Annotated in this window: 15 protein-coding genes; 9 read left to right on the plus strand and 6 right to left on the minus strand. The window is 70.9% G+C overall.

Going from position 1 to position 23,016, the window contains the following annotated elements; translation table 11 throughout:
- The first annotated feature begins 172 nt into the window (after positions 1 to 172).
- On the plus strand, positions 173 to 2,716 hold the full coding sequence (gene leuS / locus QSK21_RS16075; protein ID WP_285696639.1) for a leucine--tRNA ligase: 2,544 nt from the start codon (positions 173 to 175) through the stop codon (positions 2,714 to 2,716).
- 619 nt (positions 2,717 to 3,335) lie between these two features.
- Here leuS and lexA read toward each other — a convergent pair.
- On the minus strand, positions 3,336 to 4,034 hold the full coding sequence (gene lexA / locus QSK21_RS16080; RefSeq protein WP_285696641.1) for a transcriptional repressor LexA: 699 nt from the start codon (positions 4,032 to 4,034) through the stop codon (positions 3,336 to 3,338).
- A gap of 265 nt (positions 4,035 to 4,299) precedes the next feature.
- On the opposite strand from lexA, the gene QSK21_RS16085 reads away from it, so the two are divergent.
- Positions 4,300 to 4,536 (plus strand): LysM peptidoglycan-binding domain-containing protein, encoded by a 237-nt coding sequence (locus QSK21_RS16085; protein ID WP_285696642.1) that lies wholly within the window; start codon positions 4,300 to 4,302, stop codon positions 4,534 to 4,536.
- A gap of 9 nt (positions 4,537 to 4,545) precedes the next feature.
- On the opposite strand, the gene QSK21_RS16090 is transcribed toward QSK21_RS16085, so the two are convergent.
- Positions 4,546 to 5,322: an SDR family NAD(P)-dependent oxidoreductase gene (locus QSK21_RS16090; protein ID WP_285696643.1), complete on the minus strand. Its 777-nt coding sequence runs from the start codon at positions 5,320 to 5,322 to the stop codon at positions 4,546 to 4,548.
- Between the two features lie 350 nt (positions 5,323 to 5,672).
- Between QSK21_RS16090 and nrdR the strand changes: the two genes are divergently transcribed.
- Both nrdR and QSK21_RS16100 read left to right on the plus strand, forming a co-directional pair.
- The gene (nrdR, locus tag QSK21_RS16095) at positions 5,673 to 6,146 is read left to right on the plus strand and encodes a transcriptional regulator NrdR (protein ID WP_285696644.1); all 474 of its coding nucleotides are present in this window, start codon (positions 5,673 to 5,675) and stop codon (positions 6,144 to 6,146) included.
- Between the two features lie 116 nt (positions 6,147 to 6,262).
- Positions 6,263 to 11,389 carry an adenosylcobalamin-dependent ribonucleoside-diphosphate reductase gene (locus QSK21_RS16100; protein WP_285696645.1) on the plus strand — a complete coding sequence of 1,709 codons (5,127 nt, stop codon included), beginning with the start codon at positions 6,263 to 6,265 and terminating at the stop codon, positions 11,387 to 11,389.
- 289 nt (positions 11,390 to 11,678) lie between these two features.
- Here the strand turns inward: QSK21_RS16100 and QSK21_RS16105 are convergent, their stop codons facing one another.
- The gene (locus tag QSK21_RS16105; RefSeq protein ID WP_285696647.1) at positions 11,679 to 12,284 is read right to left on the minus strand and encodes a TetR/AcrR family transcriptional regulator; all 606 of its coding nucleotides are present in this window, start codon (positions 12,282 to 12,284) and stop codon (positions 11,679 to 11,681) included.
- Between the two features lie 190 nt (positions 12,285 to 12,474).
- Here QSK21_RS16105 and groL point away from each other — a divergent pair, with 190 nt between their 5' ends.
- From groL to lplAB, 3 genes are all read left to right on the plus strand, one after another.
- Complete coding sequence (gene groL, locus QSK21_RS16110; protein WP_285696648.1) at positions 12,475 to 14,097, plus strand: chaperonin GroEL; 1,623 nt, start codon at positions 12,475 to 12,477, stop codon at positions 14,095 to 14,097.
- An 86-nt stretch (positions 14,098 to 14,183) separates the two neighbouring features.
- Positions 14,184 to 15,152: a pirin family protein gene (locus QSK21_RS16115; RefSeq protein WP_285696649.1), complete on the plus strand. Its 969-nt coding sequence runs from the start codon at positions 14,184 to 14,186 to the stop codon at positions 15,150 to 15,152.
- Between the two features lie 64 nt (positions 15,153 to 15,216).
- The gene (gene lplAB, locus QSK21_RS16120; RefSeq protein ID WP_285696651.1) at positions 15,217 to 16,266 is read left to right on the plus strand and encodes a lipoate-protein ligase LplAB; all 1,050 of its coding nucleotides are present in this window, start codon (positions 15,217 to 15,219) and stop codon (positions 16,264 to 16,266) included.
- Positions 16,267 to 16,269: 3 nt separating this feature from the next.
- Here the strand turns inward: lplAB and QSK21_RS16125 are convergent, their stop codons facing one another.
- On the minus strand, positions 16,270 to 17,085 hold the full coding sequence (locus QSK21_RS16125; protein WP_285696652.1) for a DoxX family protein: 816 nt from the start codon (positions 17,083 to 17,085) through the stop codon (positions 16,270 to 16,272).
- 149 nt (positions 17,086 to 17,234) lie between these two features.
- On the opposite strand from QSK21_RS16125, the gene QSK21_RS16130 reads away from it, so the two are divergent.
- The gene (locus tag QSK21_RS16130) at positions 17,235 to 18,659 is read left to right on the plus strand and encodes a TerD family protein (RefSeq protein WP_285696653.1); all 1,425 of its coding nucleotides are present in this window, start codon (positions 17,235 to 17,237) and stop codon (positions 18,657 to 18,659) included.
- An 18-nt stretch (positions 18,660 to 18,677) separates the two neighbouring features.
- Here QSK21_RS16130 and QSK21_RS16135 read toward each other — a convergent pair whose 3' ends face one another.
- Positions 18,678 to 19,307 carry an HhH-GDP family DNA glycosylase gene (locus QSK21_RS16135; protein WP_285696654.1) on the minus strand — a complete coding sequence of 210 codons (630 nt, stop codon included), beginning with the start codon at positions 19,305 to 19,307 and terminating at the stop codon, positions 18,678 to 18,680.
- A gap of 76 nt (positions 19,308 to 19,383) precedes the next feature.
- Complete coding sequence (rnhB, locus tag QSK21_RS16140) at positions 19,384 to 20,154, minus strand: ribonuclease HII (protein ID WP_502871569.1); 771 nt, start codon at positions 20,152 to 20,154, stop codon at positions 19,384 to 19,386.
- A 215-nt stretch (positions 20,155 to 20,369) separates the two neighbouring features.
- Here rnhB and QSK21_RS16145 point away from each other — a divergent pair, with 215 nt between their 5' ends.
- Positions 20,370 to 22,955 carry an AAA family ATPase gene (locus QSK21_RS16145; protein WP_285696655.1) on the plus strand — a complete coding sequence of 862 codons (2,586 nt, stop codon included), beginning with the start codon at positions 20,370 to 20,372 and terminating at the stop codon, positions 22,953 to 22,955.
- The last annotated feature ends 61 nt before the right edge of the window (positions 22,956 to 23,016 follow it).

Consider the following 23,016-nt stretch of genomic DNA (forward strand, 5'->3'; position numbering starts at 1 on the left):
CCCTTGCCGCTGCGCTAGTCTTGTTATATGCGGTCCCGGCTGCTTCTCGGCCCGCCGCGCTGACCCAGAGCAGGTCCGCGCGGCGACCCCTCGTTGTGCGAGGGGTCCTTTCATGTCAGGGCGACACCAGCGGGGCCGCGCCTCGTACCGACAGCACCATGGAGTAGCGACCGTGACCAGCGACGACACCCTCCGCGAAGCGCCGGCGGACCCGGCCGGCCGCTCCAGCCAGGGCGGTTCCCACCCCGCGGGGGCGTCCGACTCCTACGACCCCCGGGCCATCCAGGACAAGTGGCAGGCCCGATGGGACGAGCTGGACCCGTACAAGGCCGCCGAGGACGACGCCGACGGCCGCGAACGGCGCTATGCCCTGGACATGTTCCCCTACCCGTCCGGTGACCTGCACATGGGCCACGCCGAGGCGTTCGCCATCGGCGACGTGATCGCCCGGTACTGGTTCCAGAAGGGCTACAACGTCCTGCACCCCATCGGGTGGGACTCCTTCGGCCTGCCCGCCGAGAACGCCGCGATCAAGCGCGACTCCCACCCCGCCGAATGGACCTACACCAACATCGACACCCAGGCGGCGTCCTTCCAGCGGTACGCGCCGTCCTTCGACTGGTCCCGGCGGCTGCACACCTCCGACCCCGAGTACTACAAGTGGACGCAGTGGCTGTTCCTGCGCTTCTACGAGCGGGGACTGGCCTACCGCAAGGGCGGCCAGGTCAACTGGTGCCCCAACGACCAGACCGTGCTGGCCAACGAGCAGGTCGTCGGCGGCCACTGCGAGCGCTGCGGCGCCCTGGTGGAACGCCGCGTCCTCACCCAGTGGTACTTCAGGATCACCGAGTACGCCGACCGGCTGCTGGACGACATGGCCGCCCTGGAAGGCAAGTGGCCCGACCGGGTCCTGCTGATGCAGCGCAACTGGATCGGCCGCTCCACCGGCGCCGACGTCGACTTCGTCATCGAAGGCCGGGACGCCCCCGTCACCGTCTACACCACCCGTCCCGACACCCTGTACGGCGCCACGTTCATGGTGGTCGCCGCCGACGCCGAACTGGCCGAGGAGATCTGCGCCCCCGAGCAGCGCGCCGCGTTCGAGGCGTACCGCGACGAGGTCTCCAGGGAGAGCGAGATCGAACGGCTGTCCACCGAGCGGGAGAAAACCGGCGTGTTCCTGGGCCGGTACGCGATCAACCCGGTGAACGGCGAGCGCATCCCGGTCTGGGCGTCCGACTACGTCCTGGCCGACTACGGACATGGCGCGATCATGGCCGTCCCCGCGCACGACCAGCGCGACCTGGACTTCGCGCTGAAGTTCGGCCTGCCCGTCCGCGTCGTCGTCGACACCGGCGCCGCCGACCCGGCCACCACCGGCATCGCCACCCCCGGCGACGGCACCATCGTCAACTCCGGCCCCATCGACGGGCTGCCCAAGGCCGAGGCGATCGCCCGCATCACCGAGATCCTGGCCGAGAAGGGACTGGGCAAGGCCGCGGTCAACTTCCGGCTGCGCGACTGGCTGGTGTCCCGGCAGCGGTTCTGGGGCTGCCCCATCCCGATCATCCACTGCGAGGCGTGCGGCGAGGTCCCCGTCCCCGACGACCAACTGCCCGTGCGGCTGCCGGACGACCTGCGCGGCGCCGACCTGGCGCCCAAGGGCACCTCCCCGCTGGCCACCGCCACGTCCTGGGTCAACGTCGACTGCCCCAAGTGCGGCGGGCCCGCGCGCCGCGACACCGACACCATGGACACCTTCGTCGACTCGTCCTGGTACTACTTCCGGTACTGCTCGCCCGGCTACACCGACGGCCCGTTCGACGTCGAGCAGGTCCGCAAGTGGATGCCCGTCGACCAGTACACCGGCGGCGTCGAGCACGCCATCCTGCACCTGCTGTACAGCCGGTTCTTCACCAAGGTCCTGTACGACATGGGCATGGTCGACTTCACCGAGCCGTTCACCCGGCTGCTGAACCAGGGCCAGGTCATCCTCAACGGCAAGGCCATGTCCAAGTCGACCGGCAACCTGGTCGACCTGGGCCAGCAGATCTCTGAATACGGCGTGGACGTCGTCCGCCTGGCCCTGCTGTTCTCCGGCCCGCCCGAGGACGACATCGACTGGGCCGACGTGTCCCCGCAGGGCATGTCCAAGTTCCTGTCCCGCGTCCACCGGATCGCCACCGAGGTCACCGCCCCCGTCGGCGCCGACCCGTCCACCGGCTCCGCCGAGCTGCGCCGCGTCACCCACCACACCATCGACGAGGCCACCGGCCTGATCGAGGTCCGCCGGTTCAACGTGGCCATCTCCCGCATCATGGAACTGGTCAACGCCACCCGGCGCGCCATCGACTCCGGCCCCGGCCCCGCCGACCCCGCCGTCCGCGAAGCCGCCGAAACGATCGCGATCGTCCTGTCCCTGTTCGCCCCCTACACCGCCGAGGAGAGCTGGGAACTGCTGGGCCACCCCGCCCCCGTCGCCACCGCCGGCTGGCCGACCGCCGACCCCACCCTGCTCGTCCAGGAATCCGTCACCTGCGTCGTCCAGATCGCCGGCAAGGTCCGCGACCGCCTGGAAGTCCCCCCGGACATCACCGACACCGACCTGGAAGCCCAGGCCCTCTCCTCCCCCAAAATCCAGGAAGCCCTGAGCGACCGAAAGATCCGCAAAGTCATCGTCCGAGCCCCCAAAATCGTCAACATCGTGCTGTGTTAATTGCAACCGCAAGCTGCGCTCCTCGCCTTGGCGGCTCGTCGCTTGTTGCGGTTGCGGCGATCGCTGCATCGCTTCGACTCGCCTAGAGGCTCGCTGCGCGATCAGGTTCCTCGCAAGCTCGGAACCTGCCTTCGGTCGCGATCGCGGCGGTTGGGCGCCGTTCGGGGCTGGGGTTGGGGGCTGGGGTGGGTGCGAGAGGTGTTGATTGCAAGCGCGAGTTGCGCTGTGTTTATTGGCGGTGCCTGCGGCGTCGGGCGCTGGGCGCCCTCCTTCTCCGGCACCGCGTGCGATCGCTGCATCGCTCCGACTCGCCCAGGGGCTCGCTCCGCGATCAGGGTCTCGCTGGCGCTCGCCCCTGCCTTCGGTCGCGATCGCAACGCTTGGGCGTCCGTTCGGGGCTGGGGTTGGGGGCTGAGGTGGGTGCGAGAGGTGTTGATTGCAAGCGCGAGTTGCGCTTCTCGCCTTGACGGCTCGCCCCACGCTGTGCCCTTGCGACTGCCTCAGCTCGTCGTCCCAGCTCAGGCGTTGCTGAGTCGGGGCGATGTGGCGTAGGTGTGGCAAGCGACGAGCTGCTGGGTGGGGAGCGCAGCTTGCGTCTGCGATGTATAAGGCCGCTGGGTTACATCTTGCGGAGGACCGCCACTACGCGACCCAGGATCGACGCCTCGTCGCCGGGGATGGGCTCGTAGGCGGGGTTCTGCGGCATCAGCCAGATGTGGCCGTCGCGGCGCTTGAAGGTCTTCACGGTCGCCTCGCCGTCGATCATGGCGGCGACGATGTCGCCCTGCTCGGCCACCGGCTGCTGGCGTACCACGACCCAGTCGCCGTCGGCGATCGCGGCGTCGATCATCGAGTCACCGGTGACCTTCAGCAGGAAGTGGGTGCCCTCGCCGACGAGCTGTTTGGGGAGGGTGAAGACGTCCTCGACGGCCTCCTCGGCCAGGATCGGGCCACCGGCGGCGATCCGGCCGACCAGCGGGACGTAGGCGGGCGCGGGGCGAGACGAGGAGTCCGGGGTCGCCGCGGACTCGTAGGCGTCGTCGTCGGTCCGGACCGGGGTGGCACCGGGCACCCGTACCTCCACCGCGCGGGGGCGGTTGGGGTCGCGGCGCAGGAAGCCCTTGCGCTGCAGCGCGCGCAACTGGTGCGACACGCTGGAGGTGCTGGTCAGGCCGACCGCCTCGCCGATCTCTCGCATCGAGGGGGGATACCCGCGACGCTGCACCGAGTCGCGGATCACCTCCAGCACCATGCGCTGCCGCTGGGTGAGGCCGCTCTCGTCCATCGGCCCGTCCGGCAGCTCCCGGACCTTGCTCATCGCTCGTCGCCTCCCCGGCGGTGGATCGGTCACTCCTTGTCATGAACGCTATCGCGTCCGGACGCAATGATCAAACAATTGTTCGAAGAATGTCTCGCGTTCTGCCACACCCATGCGATAGAACATCGTACAGGCGTTCGATCGGATCGGAGATCACCGGCTGACCGGGGGAGGGCCGAGATGACGGGAGCGCGTTCACGATCCACGTACGTGGCGAGGACGGTCTCGTGGGGCCGCTGCGGCTGACGCGGTGGGGGTCCTGCTGGTGACGTTCTGGTTGACCGTGGGCCCCGGTGCGCGGGCCGGTGGGCGGGACGACACGCTGGCCCGCGGTGCCGTTCCGACCGACGTGGTCGGCTTCGGCGAGACCCTCTGGGGCGTCGCCGAGCGCAACGACCCCGGCGGCGATCCCCGGATCACCGTGCAGCGCATAGCCGACCTGAACGGCCTGTCCGGCTCCATCGTCCACCCGGGGCAGCGGCTGCGCGTCCCGGCCCGCTGACGGTACGGGTCAGCCTTGGTAGCGGGTGGCGAGCTGGGGACTCTGGGCTCCGAACGCGGCGAGGTCGGCCTGGAAGACGGCGTCCAGGAGGCCGGCGTCCTCGACGCTCGGGGCGCACACGACCTCGCCCAGTTCCAGACCCCTCAGGGAGGCGGTGACGACATCCTCCGATGACATGCGGGGCACCGCGCTGAGGTCGAGGCCCTGGCGTTCGTGGAACTCGGTCGCCACCACGCCCGGGCACAGGGCCTGCACCCTGACCCCCGTGCCCTCGAGTTCCGCATGCAGGGTCTGGGACATCGCGACCAGGAAGGCCAGACTCCCGGCGTAGACGGCGCGGCGCGGCATCTGGGAGTGCGGCGCCGGGCCGCTGAAGGCGATCATGCCGGACACGTTGATGATCGTGCCCTCGCCCCGGGCCTGCATGCCGGGGACCGCGGCGCGGGTGAGCATCGTCGGGGCGACGACCTTGACGTGGGTGAGTTCCCTGGCCTTGTCGGCGGGGAGTTCCGCGAGCGGCATGTAGTGAGCGACACCGGCGTTGTTCACCAGCATGGTCAGCGGCTCCGTCGCGCACACCTCGGCGACCGCGTCCACACCTTCGTCGGTGGCCAGGTCCACGGCCATCGGCCGGACATCGACGTCGGAGAGCGACGCGGCGAGTTCGTCCAGCCGCTCCTTGCGTCGTCCCACGATCACCAGGTCGTGACCGTCGGCGGCCAGCCGCTGGGCGAAGGCCCTGCCGATCCCGGACGAGGCGCCGGTGACGAGTGCGAGCTTGCTCATGATTCGGATCCTTCCAAGCCGGGCCAGGGCCCGGCGTCACTTCGCACTAGGTGATCGTCAATCAAGCTACCCGCTCAGACCGCCGGAGAGTCGCCTCCACCTGGGCCGGCGTGCCCCTGAGCGGGCCGGGATCGCGGGACGGGATCGCGGGTGGGGCCGACACGCCGGGAGGGGCGGCTGAGCCTCGATGTGACCAGTGTCTATGAACGGGGCGGGCGATGCGGGTTGCGATGCGATCGGGATGCTCGTACGGTTGACCACAACATCTAGTAGTCACATGGATGTCATTAACCACAAGTTGTGTTCTTGTGGTCATTTGGTTTCCGAGTGCGACGGGGAAGGAGGGGGACGTGCACTGCCCGTTCTGCCGAAACCCCGACACCAAAGTGATCGACAGCCGTTCCACCGATGACGGTGCCGCCATTCGGCGGCGCCGGTCGTGCCCGGAATGCGGCAAGCGATTCACCACGCAGGAGAACGTGCTGCTGATGGTGGCCAAGCGCAGCGGGGTCACCGAGCCGTTCTCCCGGGAGAAGATCATCGCCGGGGTGCGCAGGGCCTGCCAGGGCCGCCCGGTGGACGAGGATGCGCTCGCCAAGCTGGGGCAGCGGGTGGAGGAATCGATCAGGGCGACGGGAGTGGCGGAGATCTCCTCCCACGAGATCGGCCTGGCCATTCTGGGACCGCTCGGGGACCTCGACGAGGTCGCCTATCTGCGGTTCGCCTCCGTCTACCGGGGTTTCGAGTCGCTGGACGACTTCGCGCGGGAGATCGAGGCACTGCGCAAGGGTGGTTCCCCGGGGGAGCCCGCCTCGCCTCGTTAGGCGTTCGAGCAGCGGAAACAGCAGACGAAGACAAGGGCCCGCGGCGGGATGACACCGCCGCCGGGCGGGGTTGTCCTGAACAGGGCCCGCAGGCGGGGGCCCGAGAGGGGGAAGGCATGACGGAGACGGTGAGCGGCTCGACGGCCCGGCGCGGCAAGGGGGGCCGCAAGGGGCTGAAGATCGAGCGGATCTTCACCACGCCCGGCGTGCATCCGTACGACGAGCTGCGCTGGGAGCGCCGCGACGTCGTCATGACCAACTGGCGCGACGGCTCGGTGAACTTCGAGCAGCGCGGCGTGGAGTTCCCCGACTTCTGGTCGGTGAACGCGGTCAACATCGTGACGTCCAAGTACTTCCGCGGCGCCGTCGGCACGCCGCAGCGCGAGTGGAGCCTGAAGCAGCTGGTCGACCGGGTCGTCCAGATGTACGTCGACACCGGCCGCGCCCACGGCTACTTCGCCACCGACGCCGATGCCGAGATCTTCGAGCACGAGCTGAAGTACGCCCTCGTCCACCAGATGTTCGCCTTCAACTCCCCCGTCTGGTTCAACGTGGGCACCAAGAGCCCGCAGCAGGTCTCGGCGTGCCTGACCTACGACTCGCTGGTGAGCACCCCTGCCGGTCTCGTCCCCATCGGCCGGCTCGTCGAGGACGACGCGGTCGGCGCCAAGGTGTACGACGCGAACGGCATCACCCGCATCGTCGCCACCAAGGCCAACGGTGTCCGGGACGTGCTGCGCCTGCACACCAAGGCCGGCTACACGCTCGATGTCACCGCCGACCACCTGGTGTGGAAGGCGGACGACGACACGTACGGCGCGTTCGTCGAAGCCGGCGAGCTGAGGACCGGGGACCGGTTGCAGTGGCACCGCCGCGACTCCTACGGCGAGGCGGAGATCACCGCCCGCGGGATCGCGGAGGCGGCGCTGGCCGGATGGTTGCAGGTCGGCGGGTTCGTCGGCGAGGACGGGACCGGCGCCATCGAGGCGACGACGGTGACCGAGGCCGAGCTGGACTGGGTGTCGCGCCAGTTGGGCGTCGTCTTCCCGGACATCGACCGGCACGGGCCGGACCGCAGCCACACCCGGCTGCACGGAGAGGCCGTGGAAGCCTTCGTGGAGGCGTGGGGACTGCGCGCCCGCGGCGCCGACATGGCGGTTCCGCGGCGCCTCTACACCGCGCCGCTGCCGGTGGTCGCGGCGTACCTGCGGAGCGTCTTCCAGGCCGCGGGCTCGGTGTCGGAACGGGAGTCGTCCACCGTCGTCGAGCTGGACCTGGTCTCCGAGGAGCTGATCCGCGGCATGCAGCGGCTGCTGCTCCGCTTCGGCATCTTCTCCCAGGTGGAGGCCCAGGAGCCGGGCTGGACGCTGCGGATCGAGACGGTCGGTGACCGGCGCGCCTTCGGCGATGAGATCGGCTTCGTCGACCCGTCCAAGACCATGCGGCTGGACGAGGGCTTCGCCAAGCCGGGACGGCCCGCGAAGGCCACCGAGCTTCTCGAGATCACCCGGATCGAGCACCTCGGCCCGATGGACGTCTACGACATTCAGACCGAGAGCGGCGAGTTCCTCACCGACAACATCCGCGTCCACAACTGCTTCATCCTGTCGGTGGACGACACGATGGAGTCGATCCTGGACTGGTACAAGGAAGAAGGGGTGATCTTCAAGGGCGGTTCGGGGGCCGGCCTGAACCTCTCCCGGATCCGATCCAGCAAGGAGCTGCTGTCGTCCGGCGGCACCGCCAGCGGGCCCGTGTCGTTCATGCGCGGCGCGGACGCCTCCGCCGGGACGATCAAGTCCGGCGGCGCCACCCGGCGGGCCGCCAAGATGGTCGTGCTGGACGTGGACCACCCCGACATCGCCGAGTTCATCGAGACCAAGGCGCGCGAGGAGGACAAGATCCGTGCCCTCCGCGACGCCGGGTTCGACATGGACCTGGGCGGCAAGGACATCGCCAGCGTCCAGTACCAGAACGCCAACAACTCGGTGCGGGTGTCGGACGAGTTCATGCGCGCCGTGGAGTCCGGCGGCGACTTCGCCCTGCGCGCCCGGCTGACCGGCGAGGTCGTCGAGACCGTCAAGGCGAGGGATCTCTTCCGGCTGATGGCCCAGGCCGCCTGGGAGTGCGCGGACCCGGGCATCCAGTACGACGACACCATCAACGACTGGCACACCAACCCCGAGACCGGGCGCATCACGGCGAGCAACCCCTGTAGCGAGTACATGTCGCTGGACAACTCGTCCTGCAACCTGGCCAGCATCAACCTGCTGAAGTTCCTGGGCACGGACGGGACGTTCGACGTCGCGAGGTTCGTCAAGCTCACCGAGCTGATCATCACGGCGATGGACATCTCGATCACCTTCGCCGACTTCCCGACCGAGAAGATCGCGCAGACCACCCGCGACTACCGGCAGCTGGGGATCGGGTACGCCAACCTGGGCGCGCTGCTGATGGCGACCGGGCACGCCTACGACTCCGAGGGCGGCCGGTCCCTGGCCGCGGCCATCACCTCGCTGATGACCGGCGTCGCGTACCGGCGGTCCGCCGAGCTCGCCGGCGTCGTCGGGCCGTACGAGGGGTACGCGCGCAACGCCGAGGCGCACAAGCGGGTGATGCGCAAGCACGCCGCCGCCAACGACGGGATCCGCACCCTCGACGACATGGACAAGGCCATCCACGCCGCCGCGACCAAGCAGTGGAAGGTCTGCCTGGAGACCGGGGAGAAGAACGGCTACCGCAACGCCCAGGCCAGCCTGATCGCACCCACCGGGTGCCTGACCGGGGACACTCTGGTGACCACCGGGCGCGGCCTGACCAGGCTGGCGGAGATCGGCGACGTCTACGGCGACCGCTGGCAGGACCTCGACCTCCAGGTGTCGACCGACGAGGGGCCGCGCCGGGCGACGAAGTTCTTCGTCAACGGTGAGGAGCCGACCAGGCTGATCCGCACGGAGGGCGGCTACACCATCCAGGGCACCCTCACTCACCGCGTCAAGGTCGTGAACGAGCGGACCGGTGAGTGGGAGTGGAGGCGTCTTGCCGACATCGGATCCGGTGACCTGGTCCCCGTCCAGATGCGCACGCTGGTGGGCGGGGCGCGGGAGGTCGCGCTTCCGGTTCTCGACGAGGCGTACTACGCGGGCGACCGCGGCGTCCGGGTCCCGGACGTGGTCACTCCGGAGCTGGCCGAGCTGGCCGGCTACTTTATGGGCGACGGCGGCCTGCACGCCAAGGGCGTCCGTTTCCGCGTCGCCGACGCCGATCTCGATGTCGTCGAGCGCCTGCGGGTGCTCGGCAAGGAGCTCTTCGCGCTCGAGCCCAAGGTCTCCCGGAAGGAGGGGTACCACGAGGTCGTCCTCCAGTCCGTCCGGCTGGCGCGCTGGTGGCAGGCGGCGGGGCTGGCGAAGGACCTGCCGGGCGCCGACCACGCGGGCAAGGGCTGGACGCCGCGGGTGCCCTCGGTGATCCTCGAGACCAACGACCCCGACTGCTACTCCGCCTTCCTGTGCGGTCTGTTCGAGGCGGACGGGACGGTGGCGGACGGCGTCCCCAGCGTGTCGACGGCTTCGGAGGCGTTCGCCGGTGAGGTCCGCACCCTGCTCCTGACCCTCGGGCTGGCGACCACGACGCGCGAGACGGTCGGCGGCTTCGGCGGACCCGTCTTCCAGGTCCGCCTCCGGAACGCCGATCACGCGCTGGCCTTCGACGAGACCGTCGGTTTCATGGGTGAGCGCAAGGCCCGGTTGATGGCGGATCTGGAGTCCGTGCGGTCGGCCGGGGAGGACTACGTTGTTCTGCCGCGCTCTGTGTGGGAGGAGCTGGTTCCGACCGGGCACGGTTCCAGGGACGCGGTCCTGCAGTCGGTTCGCGAGCACGGGGGAGTGGCCCGCCGGCTCGCCCGGCAGATCTACGCCGCCACGCTGGACGAGCGGCTCGGGCATGCGCTGGGGTACCTGTTCGAGCGGGTGGAGGCCAACGAGGACGGTGGCGTCCAGCCGACGTACGATCTGTCGGTCCCGGAGAACGTCACCTACGTCGCCAACGGCATGGTGAGTCACAACACCATCGGCCTGATGATGGACTGCGACACCACGGGGATCGAGCCCGACCTGGCACTGATCAAGTTCAAGAAGCTGGTCGGCGGCGGCTCCATGCAGATCGTCAACCACACGGTGCCGCGGGCCCTGCGGAAGCTGGGGTACCAGGACGAGCAGATCGAGGCGATCGTCGAGTACATCTCCGAGCACGGGCATGTCATCGACGCCCCCGGCCTGCGTCCCGAGCACTACGAGGTGTTCGACTGCGCGATGGGCGAGCGGGCGATCAGCCCGATGGGGCACGTGCGGATGATGGCGGCGACCCAGCCGTTCCTGTCCGGGGCGATCAGCAAGACCGTCAACATGCCGGAGCAGGCCACCGTCGAGGACATCGAGAAGGTGTACTTCGAGGGCTGGAAGCTGGGGCTGAAGGCGCTGGCGATCTACCGCGACAACTGCAAGGTGGGCCAGCCGCTGTCGGCGGCCAAGAAGAAGGAGGAGGCCAAGCCCGCGGAGGCTCCGGCCGAGGTGCGTCCCGTCCGCAAGCGGCTGCCCAAGCAGCGCCCGGCCACGGTGACCCGCTTCTCGGTCGCGGGCGCCGAGGGGTACATGACCGCCTCCTCGTACCCGGACGACGGCGTGGGCGAGGTGTTCCTCAAGCTGGGCAAGCAGGGCTCCACGCTGGCCGGTGTGATGGACGCGTTCTCCATGGCGATCTCCATCAGCCTCCAGTACGGGGTGCCGCTGGAGACGTGGGTGGAGAAGTTCACCAACATGCGGTTCGAGCCGGCCGGGATGACCGACGACCCGGACATCCGGATGGCGACCTCGGTGATGGACTACATCTTCCGCCGCCTGGCCCTGGACCACCTGCCGTACGAGACCCGCGCGGAGCTGGGCATCCTGTCGGCCAAGGAACGGGCGATGCAGGTCAACGGCGAGGACCCGGCCAGCCTGCACGACGACGACCAGCTACGGGAGAACCTGGCGCAGACCGCCGAGATCAGCCGTCCGGCCGCGCCGCCACGGGAGGTGCCCGCCCCGGCCGCGGCGCAGGAGGCGCACTCGTCGATGGAGATCATCGAGAGCCGCCAGGGCCGCACGGCCGACGCGCCGCTCTGCCTGACCTGCGGCACCAAGATGCGCCCCGCGGGAAGCTGCTACGTCTGCGAGGGCTGCGGCTCCACCAGCGGCTGCAGCTGATCCCGGGTCAGTATTCCGGGACGAGTGCTTCCGCCTCATCGTTCCATCTGATCGGGAGCAACTGAAGTCGCAGCTCAGAAGGGGGAACCGGTCGGCGCCGGTTCCCCCTTCTGCCGTGCTCGCCTGGGGCGGGGAGGGCGGGTGCGTTGCTTGGGTGTGGTCTGTTCAGTGCAGGAGGGCCAGCTTGCCCACCGTGGCGCGCGCCTCCAGTTCCGCGGATGCTTTCGGGCCGTCGGCCACCGCATCCTCTGAATGAGCGCGGTGCCGGGCCTCTCGCCCATTCGCGGTGTCACCCGTCGGACGGCGGTACGGCCTGGAGGACGGGACGCAGAGCCGCTTTGAGGACGGTGGCGAAGGGGACGGTGTCGTCGCTGTTGATCCAGTGGCGGGCCGCGACGCGGACGGCGCCGGCGATCGCGGCGGCCATGACCTGGGGGAACAGGTCGTCCTTCGCGGTGCCGGCGCGTTCGGCGATGGCGGCGGCCAGGGGCTCCTCCGCGGTGGTGAAGGCCTTCAGGGCCTCGCCCTCCAGCGCCGGGGTGGACATGATCATGCGCAGGCCGGCCCTGTCGGGTTCGGCATCGCCGTAGTGGCCGGTCACGGCGGCGGCGATGGCCTGGGGGAGTGGTTCGTCCGCGGGACGTGCCAGGAGCGCGCGGCCCAGGCGCCGGGCGCGGTCGGACTCGACGGCGCAGATCGCCTCCTCCCGGCTGGAGAAGTAGTTGTTGTAGGTGCGGGGTGACACCCCGGCGGCGTCGGCGATGTCGCGGACGCGTACGAGGGCGAGTCCTTCGGGTCCCTGTTCCACCGCCAGGCGCAGCGCCGCCGAGCTGATCGCTTCGCGGGTGGCTCGCTTGTGCCGGGTCCGCATGTTCACGGAGTCGTCGTCGTTCACGAGCCACACTCTACCGTTGATTGCGTGTTGCGCATATAGTGCGTGCCACGCAATTTTGTGGGGTAGAGTGCCGACCGATGCCGGCACGGGACGTGCCGGGGCTGCGTGGCCCCGGCCTCATGGCGGGCCGTCCGTCGCGGGCGCCGCTCCGGCACGTCCCCGGACCATCCGGAGAATCAGAGGAGGCGTAGTGGCCGCGAAGATGATCGCGTTCGACGAGGAGGCACGGCGCGCCCTTGAGCGCGGGATGAACCAGCTCGCCGACGCCGTGAAGGTGACCCTCGGCCCCAAGGGCCGCAACGTGGTGCTGGAGAAGAAGTGGGGCGCTCCGACGATCACCAATGACGGGGTGTCGATCGCCAAGGAGATCGAGCTGGCGGACCCCTGGGAAAAGGTCGGGGGCGAGCTGGTCAAGGAGGTCGCCAAGAAGACCGACGACGTCGCCGGTGACGGCACCACCACCGCCACCGTCCTGGCCCAGGCGCTGGTGCGCGAGGGCCTGCGCAACGTGGCCGCGGGTGCCAACCCGATGGCGTTGAAGCGGGGCATCGAGCACGCGGTGGAGCGCGTCGGCGTGGAACTTTCCAGGATCGCGAGGGACGTGGAGACCAGGGAGCAGATCGCCTCCACCGCGTCCATCTCGGCCGGCGACCCGCAGATCGGCGAGCTGATCGCCGAGGCGATGGACAAGGTCGGCAAGGAAGGCGTCATCACCGTCGAGGAGAGCAACACCTTCGGGCTGGAGCTGGAGCTCACCGAGGGCATGCGCTTCGACAAGGGCTATGTGGCGCCGCAGTTCATGACCGATCCCGACCGGCTCGAGGCGGTCCTGGACGACCCGTACGTCCTGCTGGTGGGCTCCAAGGTGTCGGCGAACAGGGACCTGCTGCCGGTGCTGGAGGCCGTCATGCAGACCGGCAGGCCGCTGCTGGTCGTCGCCGAGGACATCGAGGGCGAGGCGTTCGCCACGCTGCTGCTCAACAAGGTGCGCGGCGTGTTCAAGTCGGTGGCCGTCAAGGCGCCGGGCTTCGGCGATCGCCGCAAGGCGATGCTGGCCGACATCGCCGTCCTCACCGGCGGCCAGGTCATCAGCGAGGACGTGGGGCTGACGCTGGAGAACACCACCCTGGACATGCTCGGCCAGGCCAAGCGCGTGGTGGTCACCAAGGACGAGACCACGATCGTCGACGGTGCCGGTGACGCGGCGCAGATCGCGGGCCGCGTGGACCAGATCCGGGTGGAGATCGAGAACAGCGACTCCGACTACGACCGCGAGAAGCTGCAGGAACGGCTGGCCAAGCTCGCGGGCGGGGTGGCCGTGATCAAGGCGGGTGCGGCGACCGAGGTCGAGCTCAAGGAGCGCAAGCACCGCATCGAGGACGCGGTGCGCAACGCCAAGGCCGCGGTCGAGGAGGGCATCGTGCCCGGTGGCGGGGTCGCGCTGCTCCAGGCGTCCACCAGGGCGTTCGACACGATCGAGCTGGACGGGGACGAGGCCACCGGCGCCGCGATCGTCCGGCGCGCCCTGGAGGAGCCGCTGAAGCAGATCGCGGTCAACGCGGGTCTCGAAGGCGGCGTCGTGGTGGAACGCGTCCGCACCCTGCCGCCCGGGCAGGGGCTGAACGCCGCCACCGGCGACTACGTCGACATGTTCGACGCGGGGATCACCGACCCGGCCAAGGTGACCCGGTCGGCCCTGCAGAACGCCGCGTCCATCGCCGCGCTGTTCCTCACCACGGAGGCGGTCATCACCGAAAGGCCGGAGAAGGACAAGGCCCCGGCCGGCGACCCGAGCGCCGGCATGGACTTCTAGGCCCGAGATCCGGTCCCGCGCCCGGCCGCTCCTGCACCGCGAGCGGAAGCGCCACGTAGAGTCGTCAGTGGACGGAGGGGGCCAGCGTGAGCGATCTTCAGTTGCGGCCGGCGCCGGTGGTGACCGGTGGGCGGGAGCATGTCGCGGCAGGTCCGGTGCATGAGCTGCTGGCGTCCCGGCGGGTGCCGTTGGGTGAGAGCACCGTGGTGCGCAGGCTGCTGCCCAGCCTGGGCAGGCGGATGGTCGGCGCGTGGTGCTTCGTCGATCACTACGGGCCGGACGACATCGTCGACCAGCCCGGGATGCAGGTCCCGCCGCACCCGCACATCGGGTTGCAGACGGTGAGCTGGCTGCACGCGGGCGAGGTGCTGCACCGCGACAGCGTCGGCAGCCTGCGGTTGGTGCGGCCCAAGGAGCTCGGGCTGATGACGGCGGGGCGGGCGATCGCGCACTCGGAGGAGTCGCCGCGCGAGCACGCCCCGATCCTGCACGGCGCGCAGCTGTGGGTGGCGCTGCCGGACGAGCACCGGCACGTGGAGCCGGCGTTCGAGCACCACGCCGATCTGCCGGTGGTCACCGGCCCCGGGTTCGAGGCGACCGTGATGCTCGGCGAGCTGGACGGGACGGTGTCGCCCGGCACCGCCTACACGCCGATCGCCGGTGCCGACATCACGTTGCGCGAGGACGCGGAGGTCCGGCTTCCCGTGGAGCCCGACTTCGAGTACGCGGCGCTGACCATGTCGGGGATCGTCGAGGTGGACGGGGAGCGCGTCGACCCCGGCTCGATGCTCTACCTCGGGGCGGGCCGGGACGCCCTGCCGTTGCGGGCCGCGGACGGGACCGGCGAGCTGGTGCTGCTGGGCGGTGAGCCGTTCGCGGAAAAGCTGATCATGTGGTGGAACTTCGTCGCGCGGAGCGGGGAGGAGATCGCCCGTGCCCGCGCCGACTGGGTGAACGGCGACCGGTTCGGCGAGGTCCACGGGTTCGAGGGCGAGCCCGTCCCCGCCCCGCCGCTGCCCGCGACCCCGCTCAAGCCCCGCGGCCGCACCCGCTGAGGCCCCGCCGAAGCGCCCGAAATTGACGGAATCGGGCGGGGGTGGGCGCGGTTCCACCAGTGTGATGCACGGTGAGTACAAGATGCCCGGCGGCAAGCTCGTCGTCGCCGATGTCGAGGTGGTGGACGGGCTGCTGCGGGCGCCGCGAATCAGCGGCGACTTCTTCCTGGAGCCGGACGAGGCCCTAGAGGCGATCAACGCGGCGCTGGACGGCCGGCCCGCCGGGTTGGAGGCGCGCGAGCTGGCCGCCCGGATCGAACGGGAGCTGCCCCGCGACACGGTGATGCTGGGCGTGTCCGCCGAGGCGATCGCGATCGCGGTGCGGCGTGCCGTGACCCGCGCCTCGGACTGGCGTGACCATGAATGGCGGCTCGTGCACGAACCCCCGCAGGAACCGGTGCTGCACATGGCGCTGGACCAGGTGCTCGCCGAGGAGGTCGGCGCGGGCCGACGTCCCCCGACCCTGCGGATCTGGGAGTGGGCCTCGCCCGCCGTGATCATCGGCAGCTTCCAGTCGCTGCGCAACGAGGTGGACCCCGAGGGCGCGCAGCGCCACGGGGTGGAGGTGGTCCGCAGGATCAGCGGCGGCGGCGCGATGTTCGTCGAGCCGGGCAACACCATCACCTACTCGCTGTACGTGCCGGAGTCGCTGGTCGCCGGGATGTCGTTCGCCGAGAGCTACGCGTTCCTGGACGACTGGGTGCTGGGCGCGCTGGGCGAGCTCGGTGTCAGGGCCTGGTACCAGCCGCTCAACGACATCACCTCCGACCAGGGGAAGATCGGCGGCGCGGCGCAGAAGCGGCTGGCGTCGGGCGCGGTGCTGCACCACGTGACGATGGCCTACGACATCGACGCCGCGAAGATGCTGGAGATCCTGCGGATCGGCAGGGAGAAGCTGTCGGGGAAGGGCGTCGCCAGCGCGGCCAAGCGGGTGGACCCGCTGCGCCGCCAGACCGGCCTGCCCCGCGAGGAGATCATCAAGCGGATGGTCGGGCACTTCCGCGGCCGGTACGGGCTGGCGGAGGGGACGCTCGCCGACGACGAACTGCGCGCGGCCGAGAAGCTGGTGGGGGAGAAGTTCGCCACCGAGTGGTGGACCGCCCGCGTCCCCTGAGTCTCAGGACGAGGCGTCGCCGCCGGTGTTCCGCTTCATCGGCTGGGTGTCGGAACGGCGCCGGCGCGACGACTTGCGCCGCCCGGCGACCAGGGTGTCGTCCTCCGTCCCCCGCGTACCCGACACGATGTCGCTGGCCAGCCGGGCGTCCTGTTGTCCCGGCGAGGACGACGATGACGAGGGACGCGCGGCCGCCTCGGGCAGCGTCGGAGCCGAGCCGCCGGCGCCGCTCTTTCCGCCGCTCTTGGACGAGGACCTCTTCGGCTTCTCCAGGGCGGGGGCCGGTGCCTCCTCCTCCGCCGCGCGCAGCGCGTCGACGAAGCTCTGGCCGTCGTCCTCCTCCTCGTCCCGCGTACGGCGCGAGCGCCGCAGCCCGCGTGGACGGCCGGACCCGCCGCCGTCGAGCAGGAAGTGCTGTACGGACAGGCGCCCACCGTCGCCGACGGCGAGGAGCAGGCTCGCCACGCCGAGCACCACGACCAGTTCGTAGCCGTTGAGCGCGGCCGTCCCGGTCTCGTTCACCACGAACAGGCCGTTGCCCGCGTGCACGAACACCAGCGCGCCCAGCATGTCCACGAACAGCAGCGCGCCGACGACCGGCAGCCCGACACCGGCGATCAGCAGCGTGCCGCCCAGCAGTTCGACGAACGTCGCGTACACGGCCGCGCCGGTGGGGAAGGGCACGCCCAGCTCCTCGAACCAGCGGCCGGTCGCGGTGACGCCCACCTCGATCTTCTGCCATCCGTGCGCCACGAAGACGGCGCCGACGCCGAGGCGGGCGAGCAGGGCCACGACGTCGTACAGCGGTCGAGAGCGCATGCGCTCGGCTCCTTCCACGCCCCGGCGAGGGGACCGGGGCCTGACCGTCGAGTATGACGCTCGCCGCGCGGATCGCGCGAGTCGTCCAGGTGGTGACCTGTCCGTTCGGGCCATAGGTTGGGAGTGCCGCACGATGAGGAGGAGCGTTCATGTCCATGCAGAAGGGCGCCAACACACCGGTCCAGGCGACGTCCGTCAAGGTCGAGCTGGGCTGGCAGAGCGGACCCGGCGTGCCAGACGCGGACGCCTCCGCGCTGCTGCTCACCCAGGCGGGGAGGGTCCGGTCGGACGACGACTTCGTGTTCTACAACCAGCCGTCGCACCGCTCGGGCGCCGTCCGCCACGAGGGCAAGCAGCAGGGGCCGACCGTACGGGACGTGCTGGCGGTCGACCTGAACGGCGTCGAGCCCGATATCGACCGGATCGTGATCGCGGCCTCCGCGGACGGCGGGACCTTCGGCGGCTTCCAGGGCCTCTACGTGCGGCTGCTGGACGCCGCGTCCGGCTCCGAGGTGGCGAGGTTCGACAACCCCGGCGCGACCACCGAGACCGCGTTCGTCCTGGGCGAGCTGTACCGGCGGCAGGGCGCGTGGAAGTTCCGCGCGGTCGGCCAGGGCTACGACTCGGGCCTCGCCGGGCTGGCCACCGACTTCGGCATCACCGTCGACGATCCGTCCCCGGCGCCCGCTCCTCCCCCGCCCCCGCCCGCTTCGGCTCCGGCACCTCCGCCGCCCGCGCCGCCCGCGCCGCCCGTTCCCGAGCCGCAGTACGCGCCACCCGGCCCGGCGCCCGTGCCGCCGCCGCCTCCCGGGCAGTACCCGCCGCCTCCCGGCCAGTACCCGCCGCCTCCCGGCCAGTACCCGCCGCCCCCTGGCCAGTACCCGCCGCCGCCCTCAGCGCCCGTCCCGCCGCCCGCCCCTCCCGCCCAGCAGCAGGGCGGCGGCGGCACGGTCTCGCTGACCAAGAGCTCGCCCTCGGTGTCGCTCACCAAGCACGGCGCCCGGGGCGGCAACATGCGGGTCAACCTCAACTGGACCGCCAGGGAGGGCGCCGCCAAGGGGCTGATGGGCAAGCTGCGCCGCGGCGTCGACCTCGACCTCGACCTGTGCTGCCTGTGGGAGCTGCGGGACGGGCGCAAGGGCATCGTCCACGCCCTCGGCGACTTCGGCGCCCTGAACCGCCCCCCGTACATCCAGCTGGACCGCGACGACCGGTCCGGCGCGGTGGCCACCGGCGAGAACCTGACGATCAACCTGGACCACACCAACGACTTCAAGCGGATCCTGGTGTTCGCCGAGATCTACGACGGCGCCGACGACTTCCGCGGCCTGGAGTCGGTCGCCACCCTGTACCCGGTCGGCGCCCCGCCGATCGAGATGCGCACCGGCGACTGCGTGGACGCCTCGCGCGACGTCGTCCTGGCCCTGATCGAGAACATCAACGGCGAGCTGGTGGTGCGCCGCGAGGGCCGGTACATCCTGCCGCCGCCCGGCCGCCCGCGCTGGGGCAAGATGTCGGTCGACCAGGCGTACGGCTGGAACCTGGAATGGATGGCCGCCAGGGGCAAGGACTGACGCCCCGGCGGCTCACGGTCACGAGATGACGGCCTCGGCCAGCCTCTTGTCGCGGGCCGCGCGCACCAGGGCGGCGGCGAAACGGCCCAGGTCCTTGTCGGGGACCTGGTCGGCGAGCCGCTCGGGGTCGGTGGGCAGGCCCAGCCTGTCGGCCCCCTTCTGCGCCTGGGGGTCGAAGTAGGGGCGGAGCCAGGGCCACACGGTCTGCGCCTCGCGGCAGAAGATGTCGACTCCGGTCGGGCCGATGCCCTTGAACTCCTTGAGCAGGTCGGCGGCCCGGTCCTTGTCGCGTTCCGCCTCGATCGGGAGCCTGCGCAGGTCGCCGTCGTACTTGTCCTGGACGAGCTCGGCCATCTCGCCGAGCCGGGTCGCGGTGCTCTCGTCGTACCGGACGTAGTGGCCGCGGCCGAGCGCGTCCACCCGTTCCTGCCAGGTCAGCCTGCTCATGCCGCGCGGCGTGCCGCCTCCGGCCTTGAGCAGCTCCCTGGTCGCGGCCAGGGCGATACCGGCCGTGATGCGGGTGCTCATCAGGTTGGCCATCACCAGGAGCTTGAAGAGGGCGGCGGGCTGGTCCTTCAGCGGGATCCCGGCCTCCTCGGCGAAGGTGTGACCCGCCTCACGCATCAGCTTCTTCACGACGGCTTGCATGCAGGCACCTCCCTCTTGGGGCACCTACCCATGAAGGCCGGGATGACTCAAGCCTCGACGGACCGGCGGGCACGGCTCAGAGCAGGCTGAGCTGGCCCTCACCGGCCGACGGGTCGCGGTGCTTCTTCAGATGCCGCCAGCGCGGCAGATCGTCCAGATAGGACCAGGACAGCCGGTGGTGCGGCGTCGGCCCCCGCTCCTCCAGCGCCTTCTGGTGGACCGGGGACGGGTACCCGGCCGCGTCGGCGAACCCGTACCCGGGGTACTCGCCCTCCAGCGCCGCCATGAGCCTGTCCCGGTGGACCTTGGCCAGGACGGAGGCGGCGGCCACCGTGACCGAGCGCTGGTCGGCCCTGACCTCGCAGCGGACCGGCCACCGGCCGCCGAGATAGTCGTGCGCGCCGTCCAGGATCACCAGGTCGGGCCGCACCGGCAGCGCCTCCAGGGCCCGGACGGCGGCGCGGCGCAGCGCCTCCGTCATGCCCAGCTCGTCGATCTCCTCGGGGGACGCGGCACCGATCCCGTGCCCGGCCAGCCAGCCCGGCAGCACCTCGGCGAAACGCTCCCTGTGCGCGGCGGTGAGCAGCTTGGAGTCGGTGAGGCCGATCGTGCGGCCACCGCGTCCGGGCAGCTCGGGCGGAGGGCTCAGGTCGGTGACGGCGGCGCAGACGACCACGGGACCCGCCCAGGCGCCGCGCCCGACCTCGTCCACTCCCGCGATCAGCGGTACGGCGCGACCGCGCCGCCGCGGGCGGAGCGCCGAGCACAGCTCCTCTTCGATCGCGTATCCGGCGGCCTGCCGCCCCGCCCCCGGAACGTTCCCGTCTTGGACGTCCGAACCAGCGATGCCCTCCAAACCGTCCAGAGCGGCGAGTCCGTCCAGATGGGACGGGTCGGGGGTGGTGGTGCCGGCGTCGGTCAACTCGGTTCTCCACGGGGCAGGGATGCGGTACCGCTCGATGGTAGGGCCGTCCCGGGCGCGCCCTGAACGCCTTGCCACAAATCAACGAACCCTTGCCGGGGAGTCCCGTTCCGACGGTCACTGCGCTTTACTCGCCTTGTATGGCTGCGTTCAGGAGATTCCGGACTCGCCCTGCGGTGGGGACCGCGGCGCGGGATCTTTTCGAGCGCGTCCGCTGGCGCTACTTCCAGATCCAGCCGGGGCTGCGGTTCCTGGCGGGCGCCCTGCTGGTCGCGCTGGTGGTCGCGGGCACCGTGCTGCTGAAGGGGCTCTCTCCGGCCGCGGTCGGCGCGGGCGCGTTCACCGTGATCGGGATCGTGGTGGTCCATCTGGTCATGCGGTCGCCGGCGGGCATGGCGGTGGTGTCGCTCCTGTTCTGCTGGCTGGTGGTGTCGGTTCCGCTGGGGGACCTGTATCCGGAACAGCCCGGTCGCCCCTTCCTGGACGCGACCCCGCTGCTCGCGTTGCTGGCCCTGCCGGTGGCGTTCGTGGCGCTGCGGCTGCGCGGGTACGCGCCGTGGCGGACCGCGTTACTCGCCTTGGGCGCGGCGGGCGTGGTGACGGCGGCCATGACGAGCCCCTTCCCGGGCCTGCACGTGGTACCGGCATGGGTGGCGGCGCTGGCCGTGCTCGGCTACCGATGGGACCAGGCCAGGCGTACCGTACCGGCCGAGGCGTACGAGACCGGGTGGGTCCAGGAGCAGTCCAGCTCCAAGGGAGAGGGCAAGGGGGAAGGCTCTGAGGAGACCGGCCGGAGGCCGACCCCGGCCCGGCCGCGCCGCCCCCCGAACCCCAACGTCGACCCGGACCCGGCGTCCAACGGAGGCGCGTCCACCGGCACGGACGGCGTCCCCGCGGCGACCCGGGCCGCGTACGAGCGGCGTGTCGCCTCCCGGGACACCGAGCCCGCCACGTCCACCACGGCGGACGGGGGCGACGACGGCGGGCAGCCCCGGATCTCCGTCGCCGAGGCGCTGGCCGAACTGGACGCGATGATCGGCCTGGCCCCGGTGAAACGGCAGGTCAGATCGATCGCCGCCTCGATCGAGGCGGCGCATCTGCGGGCCGCGGCCGGGGTGCCGACCGAGAAGCCGATGCGGCACTTCGTGTTCGTGGGTCCGTCCGGCACCGGCAAGACCACCGTGGCCCGCGTGCTCGCCAAGATCTTTTACGCGTTCGGGCTGCTGCCGACCCCCGAGGTGGTGGAGGCGCACCGGGCCGACCTGGTCGGCGAGTTCCTCGGCGCCACCGCGATCAAGACCAACCGGCTGATCGACTCGGCGCTGGGCGGGGTGCTGTTCGTGGACGAGGCGTACGCGCTGGTCAACTCGGCCGAGGGCCAGCCGGACCGGTTCGGCAACGAGGCGGTGCAGACACTGCTGAAACGGGCCGAGGACGACCGCGACCGGCTGGTGATCATCCTGGCCGGATACGAGGCGCAGATGACCGAGTTCCTGGACTCCAATCCGGGCCTGGCCTCCCGGTTCGGCACCCGGGTGCACTTCCCGTCCTACCGTCCCCGCGAGCTGCTGAGCATCGCCGAGTACCACACGGGCCTGCGCGACGACCGGCTGGACGAGGAGGCGCGGCGGCGGCTGGTCGCCAGGTTCGAGGAGGTGGAGCGCCGCGGAATCGTCGACGAGCTGGGCAACGGCCGGTTCGTCCGGACGCTGACCGAGGCCGCCGCCCGCGCCCGCGACGTGCGGGTGGTCGGGAACGCGCCCGCCGCCGGAGGCCGCACCCCCACCGCCGAGGACCTGGTCACCGTGCGCGCCGAGGACATCGACACCGCCTACGCCGAGGTCACCGAGCGCTACCGCGGCTACGCCGAGACGCCCACGCTGGACGAGGCGCTGGGCTCCCTGGACGCGATGATCGGTCTCGCCCCGGTGAAACGGCAGGTCCGGGAGATCGCCGCGCAGCTCCAGGTGGCCCGGATGCGGCAGGACCAGGGCCTGGTCACCCGACCGCCCACCCGGCACTTCGTGTTCACCGGGCCGCCCGGCACCGGCAAGACCACCGTGGCCCGGGTCCTCGGCCGGATCTTCGCCGCGCTCGGCCTGCTCGCCCGTCCGTCCGTGGTGGAGTGCCAGCGCGCCGACCTGGTCGGCGAGCATCTCGGCGCCACCGCGCTCAAGACCAACAAGGTGGTCGACTCGGCGCTGGGCGGGGTGCTGTTCGTGGACGAGGCGTACTCGCTGGTCAACCCGGGCTACGGCGGCGGCGACGCGTTCGGCTCCGAGGCGGTGCAGACGCTGCTGAAACGGGCCGAGGACGACCGTGACCGGCTGGTCATCGTGCTGGCGGGCTACGAGGCCGACATGGACCGCTTCCTGTCCTCCAACCCCGGCCTGGCGTCCCGGTTCGACGTCCGGGTCGACTTCCCGTCCTACGGTCCCGACGAGCTGCTGCGGATCGCCCAGCTCATCGCCGAGGAGAGCGGGGACCGCTGGGAGGAGGCGGCGCTGGACGACCTCGCGTTGCTGTTCCAGCGGGTCTGCGGCCTGGGACGCATCGACGAGCTGGGCAACGGCCGCTTCGCCCGGTCCATCTACGAGAAGGCGTGCGCGTCGCGGGCGTTGCGCGCCGCCGAGCTGGGGTCCGCCGCGACCGCCGCCGACCTGACCGTCCTCACGGTGGACGACGTGCACGCCGCGTACTCCGAGCTCACGCACCGCCTCGGCTGAAACCGGCCCTTATCGGGGCGATCGCACACCTGCCGCGCCCTCTGATCGTTTAGGGTGCGGG

The sequence above is a fragment of the Actinomadura sp. NBRC 104412 genome (assembly GCF_030269515.1).
Lineage (GTDB): Bacteria > Actinomycetota > Actinomycetes > Streptosporangiales > Streptosporangiaceae > Spirillospora.

What these genes read in the sequence shown, in the direction of transcription:
- lexA (WP_285696641.1), bottom strand. Translation starts at nt 4,034, where the DNA reads ATGAGCAAGGTCCGGGAGCTGCCGGACGGGCCGATGGACGAGAGCGGC.
- QSK21_RS16090 (WP_285696643.1), bottom strand. Translation starts at nt 5,322, where the DNA reads ATGAGCAAGCTCGCACTCGTCACCGGCGCCTCGTCCGGGATCGGCAGG.
- QSK21_RS16100 (WP_285696645.1), top strand. Translation starts at nt 6,263, where the DNA reads ATGACGGAGACGGTGAGCGGCTCGACGGCCCGGCGCGGCAAGGGGGGC.
- lplAB (WP_285696651.1), top strand. Translation starts at nt 15,217, where the DNA reads ATGCACGGTGAGTACAAGATGCCCGGCGGCAAGCTCGTCGTCGCCGAT.
- QSK21_RS16125 (WP_285696652.1), bottom strand. Translation starts at nt 17,085, where the DNA reads ATGCGCTCTCGACCGCTGTACGACGTCGTGGCCCTGCTCGCCCGCCTC.
- QSK21_RS16130 (WP_285696653.1), top strand. Translation starts at nt 17,235, where the DNA reads ATGTCCATGCAGAAGGGCGCCAACACACCGGTCCAGGCGACGTCCGTC.
- QSK21_RS16135 (WP_285696654.1), bottom strand. Translation starts at nt 19,307, where the DNA reads ATGCAAGCCGTCGTGAAGAAGCTGATGCGTGAGGCGGGTCACACCTTC.
- QSK21_RS16145 (WP_285696655.1), top strand. Translation starts at nt 20,370, where the DNA reads ATGGCTGCGTTCAGGAGATTCCGGACTCGCCCTGCGGTGGGGACCGCG.